Annotated in this window: 13 protein-coding genes and 1 pseudogene; 2 read left to right on the top strand and 12 right to left on the bottom strand. The window is 43.3% G+C overall.

The genetic code is table 11. The features are described 5' to 3' along the window. Positions 1 to 55 precede the first annotated feature (55 nt). From Q4Q54_RS21475 to Q4Q54_RS21455, 5 genes are all read right to left on the bottom strand, one after another. The gene (locus Q4Q54_RS21475) at positions 56 to 451 is read right to left on the bottom strand and encodes a ribonuclease E inhibitor RraB (protein ID WP_011846490.1); all 396 of its coding nucleotides are present in this window, start codon (positions 449 to 451) and stop codon (positions 56 to 58) included. Between the two features lie 22 nt (positions 452 to 473). Next, complete coding sequence (locus tag Q4Q54_RS21470; protein ID WP_006081165.1) at positions 474 to 704, bottom strand: RNA-binding S4 domain-containing protein; 231 nt, start codon at positions 702 to 704, stop codon at positions 474 to 476. Positions 705 to 778: 74 nt separating this feature from the next. Then, positions 779 to 1,315: a GNAT family N-acetyltransferase gene (locus Q4Q54_RS21465; RefSeq protein WP_311989516.1), complete on the bottom strand. Its 537-nt coding sequence runs from the start codon at positions 1,313 to 1,315 to the stop codon at positions 779 to 781. An 82-nt stretch (positions 1,316 to 1,397) separates the two neighbouring features. Beyond that, positions 1,398 to 1,676, bottom strand: coding sequence for a peptidylprolyl isomerase (locus Q4Q54_RS21460; RefSeq protein WP_006081163.1), 279 nt, complete (start codon positions 1,674 to 1,676; stop codon positions 1,398 to 1,400). A 171-nt stretch (positions 1,677 to 1,847) separates the two neighbouring features. Then, positions 1,848 to 3,677, bottom strand: coding sequence for a DUF885 domain-containing protein (locus Q4Q54_RS21455; protein WP_011846487.1), 1,830 nt, complete (start codon positions 3,675 to 3,677; stop codon positions 1,848 to 1,850). A 79-nt stretch (positions 3,678 to 3,756) separates the two neighbouring features. Between Q4Q54_RS21455 and Q4Q54_RS21450 the strand changes: the two genes are divergently transcribed. After that, the gene (locus Q4Q54_RS21450; RefSeq protein WP_311989515.1) at positions 3,757 to 4,266 is read left to right on the top strand and encodes a diguanylate cyclase domain-containing protein; all 510 of its coding nucleotides are present in this window, start codon (positions 3,757 to 3,759) and stop codon (positions 4,264 to 4,266) included. A 76-nt stretch (positions 4,267 to 4,342) separates the two neighbouring features. Here the strand turns inward: Q4Q54_RS21450 and Q4Q54_RS21445 are convergent, their stop codons facing one another. From Q4Q54_RS21445 to Q4Q54_RS21420, 6 genes are read right to left on the bottom strand one after another with little or no spacing between them, the layout of a single operon-like run. Then, positions 4,343 to 5,587: a tetratricopeptide repeat protein gene (locus tag Q4Q54_RS21445; protein WP_311989514.1), complete on the bottom strand. Its 1,245-nt coding sequence runs from the start codon at positions 5,585 to 5,587 to the stop codon at positions 4,343 to 4,345. A 2-nt stretch (positions 5,588 to 5,589) separates the two neighbouring features. Beyond that, positions 5,590 to 6,210 carry an energy transducer TonB gene (locus Q4Q54_RS21440; protein ID WP_012088830.1) on the bottom strand — a complete coding sequence of 207 codons (621 nt, stop codon included), beginning with the start codon at positions 6,208 to 6,210 and terminating at the stop codon, positions 5,590 to 5,592. A 1-nt stretch (position 6,211) separates the two neighbouring features. Next, on the bottom strand, positions 6,212 to 6,616 hold the full coding sequence (locus Q4Q54_RS21435; RefSeq protein ID WP_006081158.1) for an ExbD/TolR family protein: 405 nt from the start codon (positions 6,614 to 6,616) through the stop codon (positions 6,212 to 6,214). 13 nt (positions 6,617 to 6,629) lie between these two features. After that, the gene (locus Q4Q54_RS21430) at positions 6,630 to 7,157 is read right to left on the bottom strand and encodes a MotA/TolQ/ExbB proton channel family protein (protein ID WP_006087405.1); all 528 of its coding nucleotides are present in this window, start codon (positions 7,155 to 7,157) and stop codon (positions 6,630 to 6,632) included. Then, positions 7,157 to 8,512 (bottom strand): MotA/TolQ/ExbB proton channel family protein, encoded by a 1,356-nt coding sequence (locus tag Q4Q54_RS21425; RefSeq protein WP_006087404.1) that lies wholly within the window; start codon positions 8,510 to 8,512, stop codon positions 7,157 to 7,159. The genes Q4Q54_RS21430 and Q4Q54_RS21425 overlap by 1 nt, the downstream gene beginning before the upstream one ends. Continuing rightward, positions 8,512 to 9,294, bottom strand: coding sequence for a DUF3450 domain-containing protein (locus tag Q4Q54_RS21420; RefSeq protein ID WP_106650162.1), 783 nt, complete (start codon positions 9,292 to 9,294; stop codon positions 8,512 to 8,514). Before Q4Q54_RS21420 ends, Q4Q54_RS21425 begins: the two co-directional genes overlap by 1 nt. A gap of 619 nt (positions 9,295 to 9,913) precedes the next feature. Between Q4Q54_RS21420 and Q4Q54_RS21415 the strand changes: the two are divergent. Then, positions 9,914 to 10,422 (top strand): annotated as a pseudogene (locus Q4Q54_RS21415) (IS982 family transposase); the annotation flags it as partial. Positions 10,423 to 10,430: 8 nt separating this feature from the next. Here Q4Q54_RS21415 and Q4Q54_RS21410 read toward each other — a convergent pair. Further along, positions 10,431 to 11,069: IS3 family transposase (locus tag Q4Q54_RS21410; protein WP_311989513.1), on the bottom strand; the 639-nt coding region annotated here is incomplete at its 5' end.

The raw sequence follows: 11,069 nt of genomic DNA, 5'->3' as shown, positions 1-11,069 counted from the left end.
TAAAAAACCACCAAGAAGGTGGTTTTTTAGACTCAAAGGTCAAAGCAAATCAGCATCAGTGATTGCAATGAGCACCGTGGACATGCTCATGGTCATCATCTTCCATAAACTCGTCATCACCGTCTTGGTGTTGCATTACGCCCCAACCGTCGGTCATGCCACCGAATTCAGCGGCAAAATCATTCAACATGACTTCTTGCTCAACCAAAGTGTCGTAATCAGGTACCATATTGAGGCAAACAATGATTTCCCACTTGCCCAGCTCATCATTCAGATTCAGCTCAAGCTCGCCTTGCAAGTCAGAATTTGTGAGTTCTTCTAACGCCGTTTCGGCATCGCGTTGATCATCAAAAACCAAAAAGAAATCAACATCTAACTCTTTCGTTAAATCGATTCCTGCTTCAGCCATTGCGGCCAGCATTTTACCATTGTCATCATCTGGAAATTGCATATCTTGCTCCACTGTTTCAGGCTTATTCTGCCGCAATGATTTGAACTGATTCACCATTAAAGCTGACGATATCGCCCGCAATAATTTTTTTACGCTTACGAGTTTCAACTTCACCGTTCACAGTGACTTGACCTTCCTCGATAAAATGCTTGGCTTCGCCGCCGGCATTGCTCATGCCCTGCACTTTTAATACTTTGTACAATTCAATGAAATCTTCGCCAGAATGCAAAGCCAATTGATTAATTTGCGCCACTTAATACACGCCTTCTAAAAATAAACCTGCGGCATTATACCAGCACCGCATAAAATCCGCTGAAGATAATTTGGCTAGAGACGTCTTTCATCGGCAAGTAAACCGAAGACCGATTCATCCAGCCAGTTTTCACCGACTTTGAATTGCTGCCTGAGTAAGCCTTCAAGCCTGAAGCCACACTTTTCAAGAACCCGCGCCGACGCATGATTATCTTTGGCGCAATGACCAACAAATTTATGCACATTAAAACTTAAGCAGGCCCAATCTATGACTGCCTTTAAGCTCTCAGTCGCATAACCTTTGCCGTGGCCCTCTGCGGCCAGTAAGTAACCGACTTCGGCACGCTGCTCATCAAGGCTTTGGCAATAAAGGCCTGTTAACCCAACAAATTGCCCTGTATCAACGGTCTCAATCACTAAGGTCAGCCAATCGCCTGAACCGTAAAACCAAGTATCTGAGCGCTGCTGAAACTTACTACGGATCACCTCTTGCGACTCTGGCACTCGCACATAGCGATTAATCTCAGGATCGCTGTGCAACGCATAAAACTGTTCCCAGTCGCTATCTTGTAAGCTCCTGAGTATCAATCTATCGGTGTAGAGTTCCAGCATAGTGACTCCGTGATGAGCAGATAAACAAAAACGGCAGCAAATGCTGCCGTATTAAAAAGCGGTATCCAATAAGCCGTAAAACTTATGCGCGGCTGGTCACTTCGAGTAAATGAAAACCAAATTGCGTTTTAACTGGACCTTGCACTTCGTTTAATGGCGCGCTGAAGACAACTTCATCAAACTCTCTCACCATCATACCAGGACCGAATGACCCCAATTCGCCGCCTTGGGCACCTGATGGGCAAGAAGAGTGCGCGCGAGCAATTTGAGCAAAATCCGCGCCTTCCAATATTTGCTGTTTCAGCGCTTGACACTGCTCTTCGCTGCTAACTAACAAATGTCTTGCTGTTGCCTGGACCATAGTAAAACTCCTGTGAGGATCATGAGACATTTGCCCCAAATATCATTGATATTCCCATTAAAACATCCGTTTTAACAGGTTTTGAATCAACAGTATAAAAACTTTCTGTTGAATAAAAAAGTCTTAAAATACCGTCATTCACTTCAAAGTCAAATAACGGCATATTACGGGCTAAGCCTGTTTAGACGCTATCCAACGATCGATTTTGTTCTCCATGACCGCCATAGGTAATGAACCTGAGGTGAGGATTTGATCGTGGAACGCTTTTAAATCAAATTTATCACCCAAGGCTTTTTCAGCGCGGGCGCGCAGTGCCAGGATCTTCAGCTGGCCGACTTTGTAAGACAAAGCTTGACCAGGGATCGCCATATAGCGCTCCACTTCGGCGACTATGTCACTTTCAGCCATCGGCGAGTTGTCTTTCATGTACTGAATCGCTTGTTCACGACTCCAGCCTTTTGAATGAAGACCAGTATCCACCACTAGGCGCATCGCACGCAGCATTTCATCGGAAAGCTTGCCAAAATACTGATAAGGATCAGTAAACAAGCCCATCTCAATACCTAAGTACTCAGCATACAGTGCCCAACCTTCCTCGAATGCCGTATAGCCACTGAAACGCTGGAACTCAGGCACACCGGTTAGCTCTTGCTTGATCGCAATTTGAAAATGATGCCCAGGAGCGGCCTCGTGTAAAGATAAGGTCGTCATTCCCCACTTTGGCTGCGCCTTGAGGTTATAAGTGTTGATATAGAACACGCCTGGACGACTACCATCCACCGCTGGCGATTCGTAAGAAGCACCCGCCGCAGATTGTTCTCTGAAACTTTCAACCGGCTTAACCACGTAATCAGCTTTTGGCATCACATTAAAGTAGTTAGGTAAGACTTGATTGATTTTATCTTTCAACACCATATAACCATCAATCAAACCTTGACGATCACTGTAGAAATACTGAGGTTCAGAAGATAAAGAAGCGAAAAATGCTTTCAAATCGCCCTTAAAACCGACTTGCTCACGTACCTTATCCATCTCAGATAAAATTCGCGCCACTTCACTTAAGCCAATTTGATGAATTTCATCCACAGACATAGTTGTGGTTGTATGTGAGTTCGCCAGATGCTGATACCAAGCTTTGCCGTTAGGTAAACCAGACCAACCATCAGTCGCCCGCGACTTAGGTAAATAGGTTTGCTTAAAGTAATCACGCAAGTCCGTCAACGCTGGCACGATACGTTCGGCTATCATGGCTTGATAACGAGCTGTCAATTCAGCTTTATCTTGCTCAGAAAAACTCTCAGGGAAATGCTGAATGGGCGAGTAGAAAATGCTCTGAGTCGCATCCGTCGTTAGCATAGCGTCTAACTGGGGAATAATGCGCTCTACCAACACCCGAGGTAGCACCACTTTACTTTCAATGCCTTGATTCATCCGATTTTCAGCAAGTGCTACCCACTTGATGAAACCATCGACTCTCTGTTCCCAATTACGATAATCTTGAACAGTATTAAAAGGTTGTGCACTCTCGCCACTTCCCAGCTGCACCATGGTAATAACAGTACTATAGAACTGGCTTATCGGCATAAAGCGAGATGGAAAAGTTTCGTCCACTAACGCCATATCACGGTCATAGACAAACAGATCATAACTTAACTGTAAATCAGCGGGCAGTTGCTTTGGATCTATCGCGCGCACCTGAGCTAAATAGTGAGTATTAAGATCATGGCGAGCCTTGAGGTAATCTTCGGTTAGATCCCCGCCAAAATCGGCGTTATAGTCATTAACGCCGACAAAGGTGGCGTAGATGGGCTCAAGCTTTAGGTAATCTTTAAAATAAGCATCCACAAGCGCTAAATAACGCTGCTCGGCCGTTTGTGTTTCGCCCTGCTCTGCAACTGCATTAGCTTGGCTGTTTTCTTGAACTGCAGTGGCTTCAGGCTTAGAACAGCCTTGAAGGGTGAAGATTAACGCTATCGATCCTGCCAATAAACCCAATTTCATTTTAATATTTCTCCTTTTTGGCCCGCTATTGCAGAACTGTTTCTATACTTAGTTCAAGGTCTGCTATCGGAGTTAATCTATGATCTACTCGTTCCGCAACTCAGGTTTCAGGGATCCAGAAACTGGAGTCTATAACCAAACCTATTTCATGGAAGTATTCAACCGAGAATGGCATCGTCACATGAGAGAACACCAAAGCTTGGCACTATTGTATCTGTGCCCTCACATTCATGAAACCGTCAAACAACCCCATTTACTCGAATTCTTTACCAAACAAGTGCAGGAAGCACTATTAAGAGCAACAGATATGATTGCGAGGCTTGATCAAAATCACTTTGCCCTGGGTTTATTCAACATAGATGAGGTGGGAACTGAGGTAGTCTTAAAGCGAATAGAACAACAAATATCTAACTTTAACCAAGATTTTGGTAAAAATCATAAGCTGACAATCGATTATAAACTGGCCGCCTGCATTTGCTTACCGACGCAAGAAAACAAAATCGAGTCACTCTTCAGTAATGTCAGCCAACTTTCACAAGATCTTGAGAAAAGCCATGATCAATCGCAAGCCTTAATCTGCTTACAGTAAGCTCGTGTTGTAAATTGGTACCAAAGAAAAAGCCCCTTTCGGGGCTTTCAAATTCAAACGCTAAACTGCCAAGCGATTACAGTGTGATGTTATGCATACGTGCTTTCTCTTTGATATAAGAGATATAGCTTTTTGCACTCTTCTCAGTCTTCTTATCATTAGCAGCTAATACTGCACGGTTATAAGCTGACTTGTACTGTTTCAAACTTAAATGAGCCAAAGCTAATTCGAAGTTTGCTTCGCCTGGATGATCAATACCCATAGATATGGCTTTTTCAAGCACAGGGATCGCTGCAGTGTATTGTTCATTCAAGTTCAGTAAGCGACCTTGTTTCAAGTAAGTCTTACCATCATTGCTGATAGCTGCAGCTTTACCATAATACTCAGCGGCTTGTTTAAACTCTTTTGCATTCTGATAAAAACCAGCCAAAATCTCTAGAGACTTAGCATCCTCAGCGATCAAGCCTGATTTCATATGCTTCTGATAGACTTTAGCGGCTTGATATGGAGCACCTTTCTGTGCCATCAATTGTGCTAAACGAGTAATGTTACCCGCACTATCTAAGAAACCATTTCTATAAGCTAAATCGTAAGTTGCAAGAGACTTGTCATAGTCTTCAACCATCAGATAAAACTGCGCTAATTGAACCCATAATCTGCCATCATCCGGGAATAATGGCACCATGACTTCTAACACGCCAACAGCTTTCTTATACTTCTTTTGATTGAAGTAAGAAGTTAGCTTCATCTGATATAAGCCTTTATCAGGAGTATCAGCTAATGAAAGACCTTTATCGGCCACTTCAATCACTTTATCCCACTGTTTTAGCTCAGAGTGTGCAATACCAATACGACGATAAATTTGAGAGTCAGCTTTACAAGTAAAATCCATCCACTTGTAATAGTAAGGAATTGCTTCCTTAAATTTCTTCTCTTGTAACAGTAAATCCGCATAAAGACGCATGGTCGCAGCATGATCTGTTCCACCTAAAATATCAGCTTCAACAGCTTGTTTTAGGTACTTGATCGCAGTATCCATTTTGCCTTTCTCGGCATAAAAGTTACCTAGCATGCGTGCAACATAGGCTTTATCGAAATCGTTCTTTGCATTTGCTTCGAGCAAAATAGCAATGGCTTCGTCCAGCTGACCATTAGTATAAGCTTCAAACGACTTCTGAACTTTTTTCGCAGCGCCTTCACCTACAGCTTTAGATTGACGTTTATCGATCTCACACTTTTCAGCTGCTACCGCAGATGAAACAGATAATCCGCCACAAATAGAAAGCAATAATAGAGCTGCGATTTTATTAACATTACGCATCGTTATTTGCCTCCTTTATCTAAGGTAAAGTCCAGCTGAACCGTCTGACCTGGTTGCTTCAGTGGCTTGCCATCAACAATCTTTGGCTTGTACTTCCACTTCTTCAGAGCTCGGATCGCTTCTTTATCAAATAAACGTTTTGGCTCTGCTTGAATAACTTCAACGTCATCGATACCACCGAGTTCGTTGATAGTGAAGCGAAGTTGTACCCAACCTTCTTTACCATCACGAGCCGCAGCAATTGGATACTGTGGTTCGATACGAACGATAGGCGTAGCATCACCATCGCGAGTCATCATGTTGCCTAATTTAAAACCAGTACTTGCACCACCAGCCTCTACACCACCCATATTGAACGACATTGATGTATCAATATTACTTGATGAATCAGGTGGCGTTGTATCAGGCTTCTGTGGTTGCTCTGGTGGTGGTGGTGGCTTAGGCACTACCCTTGGCTTATTCTGTGCTTTTGAATCCTGTCTATCCATAGTGATTTCAATTACAGGGGTCTCGGCCGATGTTTCGCCGCGCTGTGCGCCGCCACCGACCAAGAACGCCATAAATGCGAACAGACCAAAAGTCACAGCAGCACCAATAATGATCGATACTAGTGCTCTTAGCATATTAATCGTTCCCCGCAGATACCGAAATTTTATCTATACCAGCTGCTTTCACTTGGTCTAGAACTTTAACAACTAAGCCGTGCATTGCGTCTTTATCCGCCTGAATCAATACAGCTGCTTCAGGAGCTTCAGCCAGCATACGCTCAACGTTTGCTGTTACACGTTCGATATCAACCTGACGGTTTTCCATCATGATCACGCCTGTTTTACTGACGCCGATAAAGATGTTAGCCGAAGGCTTTGAAGTCGCTTGTGAAGCTTTTGGTTTGTTGTAGTCCAAACCAGATGGTTTCACGAATGACGTTGTTACAATGAAGAAGATTAGCATGATGAACACGATGTCGAGCATCGGTGTCATATCAATTTGCGCTTCCTCATCTATACTGGAATGCTTTTTACGTGCCATGTTCAATCTCTCTCTAGTGGTGCGGCATGCTGTCTTTTAGCTTTTCTAAACTGATTTTCATTTTGGCATCGAGGCGAGTACTGAAGAATACTCCCGATAATGCTGCAACCATACCTGCCATCGTAGGCATAGTTGCCATTGAAATACCAGCCGCCATCAAACGAGCATTACTCGTCCCCTGAACTGCCATCACATCGAACACTGAAATCATACCTGTTACGGTACCTAACAAACCTATCATTGGACAAATTGCCACTAAGGTTTTAATAATCAGCATACGTGCATTCAAATCTTGCTTCGCTTGGGACATCCAAGCTTCACGGATGCGGTGTGCATACCAAGAGGTCGTTTCCTCTCTGGCGTCCCATGCAGCTATGATTGCTTTATGTTGCTTTGGTGATATCCAATTAAGATACCAATAACGCTCAAGCATCAATACCCACATTAAGAACAGAACACCCGCTACAAGCCAGAGGACGTCGCCTCCGGAGGCCATGAAGCCCCTGACGGAATCCCAAATGTCCATCAGGTATAGCGTCATTAGTCAGCCCTCTTCTCAGCATGTGCTGCGATAATACCAGCGCTTTGCTCTTCAAGGATCTGAACGATTGACTTACTACGGGCAACAACCACTGCATGCATTAACATTAACGGCAGAGCAGCAACCAGACCTTGAACTGTAGTGATAAGCGCCATAGAAATACCGCCAGCCATCAGTTTTGGATCGCCAGTACCAAATAATTGGATACTTTGGAAGGTTGCAATCATACCCGTCACTGTACCTAACAGACCCATCATAGGCGCGATAGCGGCCAATACTTTGATGATTGAAATACGCGCTTCCAATGCTGGTGTTTCTTTAAGAATCGCTTCATCCAATTTCAACTCTAACGTTTCAACATCAACGTCTTTGTTTTCTTGGTAAACTTTCAAAATACGACCTAAAGCGTTATTGCCAGGCTTATCGACGTTCTTACGTTGGCTATTCACGCGAGCACCAATAATCGTCATAGTGACAAGACGTTCGATAGAGATTAATAAACCCAGTGCTAACAGAGCAATAATGATGTAACCGATAGTACCACCAGCTTCTAAACGATCTTCAAAGCTAGCTTTGTTAGTGAAGATGTTTAGCAGCACGCCGCGTGCAGGGTCAACATAGAATGGCGCAGTACCTGAAGTGATTTTTTCCCAGTCAGCAACAGCGCTAACTTGGTAACCTTCTGGTTGTTGAGATAACTGCTGAATTAAACCTAACTCAGGGTTATAAACAACGTACTTGCCATCAGCAGTTAAGTTGTAAGCACCAACACGATGGATAGTCGTTGTTTTAACGCTTCCGTCGATTCCAGTAACTGAACCTTCAAACTTAACAACCTTGCCAGACTCAGCCATTTCAAACAGCTGTTCTTGCCAAAATTGCTCTAGCTCTTCAATTTTAGGTAATTGTTTACGTGCACCTAAATCAGCGATGAATTTATCACGATTTGGGTATTGAGCACTGATGTTTGAGCTTGCCAGTTTACCAGCGAAATCACCGGCTTCACCTTTAACCACACCAAACATCTCACCCAAGTCACCTTGAGCAGTTTTCAGATCTTCTTCTAACTGAGCAATTTTACGCTCGTTATCTAAGAACGCTTGGTTTAAATCTTTGCCGCGTTGTTTTTCAGCCGCTAAAGCATCTTTCTCGCGCTTTAACAGTGCAGCTTTATCACCACGTTCAGCTTGGAATTCTTGCTCACGTTTACTGTTGATTTTGCCTTCTGCAGCACGTTCAACTTTAACTTGTTGCAATAATTGGTCAATCGACTTAGGCGCATCTGCAGCGCTAGCCATACCAGCAGTTAAAGAGAAACTTGCAGCCAACACAGCTGTAGTAATTAACTTCTTCATTATTGTGCAGTCTCCGCAGCAGGAATTGGTAACGCAAATAGATCTAGAGCACCTTGTTTACGGGCAATGCGGATACCTTTAGTCAGTTCACGCAAATAGCTGTCATCTAACTTATCCCAACCCTTAGATTCTGGGTTGTACATCCAACCAGTCTTTTGATCTAAACTCTGTGCATAAAGAGCAACACGACCTAAGTTAAAGAAGTCAACCAACACTTCTTTGCCATCTAGGTTTAACTTACCTTGGTTAACAGCAACCGCGCTACCATATTCACGCTCGATGCTATAAGCATCAAGGATTAAACGGTATTTTTCGGCTAAAGTCACTTCAGCAGTATTAAGAAGGTTTTTCAGCTCATTAACACGATTAGTACGTACTTCAGAGTTGAAAGGTAAATCTAATTGAACGAATTGTTCTAATGATTCAACCATTTTAAACATTAATGGCACAACACCTTGGCGAAGTTTATCAACACCATTAATGTCGCTTTGTACTGAATCCATTGTCTTTTGTTGATCAGCAACTAAGCTGGCAACGTAATCGTTATATGATTTCAGTGATTCACGCTCATCCGCGACAGAACCATACTCAAAAAGCATGTCTTGTGCTTGATCGAAATACTTATCAACATTCTTTTGCGACGCTGCAGCATCAGCATGGATCATACTATCCGCTTTCTGCACGTCGGTAAGAGGATCTGCAACCACTAAGTTGCTGCTCGCTAATGCCAGCACGCCAACAAGTGCAGTAGCGATTTTTGTTCTATTGCTTACCTTGGACATAGTTCCCAACCAATTTGAAGTGAATAAAAAGGTTTAACTTACCAGCAACAAAACGAGAAGCAAAAAATGCTCGCCGAAAAAATTACTGTAAGTTCGTCTTTCTCTTGTGATTCTTAGTTTTTTCTTCCCTTTCCTACGCCCTTACAGGCATAGACCCGCTGGCATCATTTCACAAAATGTTGACCTGTGTCAACATTTCAGCCGACTAAAAACTAGTGTAAAGATGCGCTATGAATAAAAAATTTCACGAAAGGTGTTTTTTTACACAAAATATCACCAATAAAGTTAATTAAATTGAGTGGCAAAAATCTAAATTTAATAATAAGCAATATAAATCAATAATATAAAAGAGCATCTTTCGCTCAATAGTTTTTTGTCAATTAACATCTTTCAACATGAAACGAACTCAAGCAGGTCATCTTTACTTGCTTATTGACTTTGGGATAGAGGATTTTGCAGAGGATGTAGAGCACGGATTCATTAATCAAGGCAACCTTTATGTAGCTGTAACCAAGGATAGCTTCTCTAACCTGAACTCTGGATAAGAAAATTTGAACTAACAGCCCTCCAAGTGTTCGGGTCTTTCGACCAAGAGAAACCCGATCACACCGGAGGGCCTATGCATAAATTAGTGGAAGTGTTTTGCGATGTCGATGATTTTTGCGCTGTTTCATTCCAGAATGGGAAAAAACGCTGCTAACCGATGGTACACGTAAGCGCCAACGTGCTGGCCGTATGACGATGAGCGAAGTGATGACCATCATCATACTTTTTCAGATGTCCCACCACCGTGATTTCAAGAACTTCTACATCGGTTATCTGGCTCATTTCTACAAATCCGCTTTTCCTCATTTACTCAGCTATACCCGCTTTCTTGAGATGATGCCCAAGGCTTTAGTCCAGCTTTGCAGCTACTTTGCCAGCCTCAAGAGTAACCCCACTGGCATCGAATTTGTTGATTCAACTAGCATCAAAGTGTGTCATAACCTGCGTATTCATCGCCATAAAACCTTGGCGGGACTGGCGTGCAGAGGTAAAGGTACTATGGGGTGGTTCTATGGCTTTAAGCTGCATTTGATTGTGAATCATCAAGGTGGAATAGTGGCGGCCAAAGTGACCCCTGCGAATTGTACTGGTCAACCCAAACTGGACACTTTTACTTGAGAATTTTCAAACTCTACAGGTGACAGAGCGTCATTAGCAGAATGAAGCCGCTCCAAGTTGTAATATTTCATGTAAGCCGTCACATCTTGCTTCATAAACTCCCTTGTTGGTTGATTAACTTTAAAAATCCAATCGTGTTTCAAGCTACCAAAGAAACGCTCAACAACGGCATTATCCCAACACGCCCCCACATCACCCATGCTGGCTCGGATACCATAGCTCGATAGCAGCCTACCGAATTGCTTACTGCCTCGGTCACTGTGGAATACCAGCCCTCGCGCTGGTTGTCGCAGGTTGTAGGCTTTTATTAATGCCTTAGATATCAAATCTGTGGTCATGCGTTTATCTATGTGCCATCCCACAATCCGGCGCGAATATAAATCCATCACCACTGCTAAATACATCCAGCCTTCACCCGTCTTTAAATAGGTCACGTCACCCGCCCAGACCTGATTAGCCGATACTGGATTAAAGTTCATGTTTAACATGTTATCTGCCACTGCATCTGAGTGTTTCCGCTGCGTAGTCACCTTGTAAGCACGTCGCTGGGTTGCTTTGAATCGAAGGCGGTGCATAATTTTACGAACGAGATAGCGACCAAGCTGGTAGCC

This window comes from Shewanella sp. SP2S2-4 (genome assembly GCF_031932025.1).
Taxonomy (GTDB): Bacteria; Pseudomonadota; Gammaproteobacteria; order Enterobacterales; family Shewanellaceae; genus Shewanella; species Shewanella baltica.
Note: the sequence above shows the minus strand (reverse complement) of the source record. Positions and strands in the feature narration are given on the sequence as shown.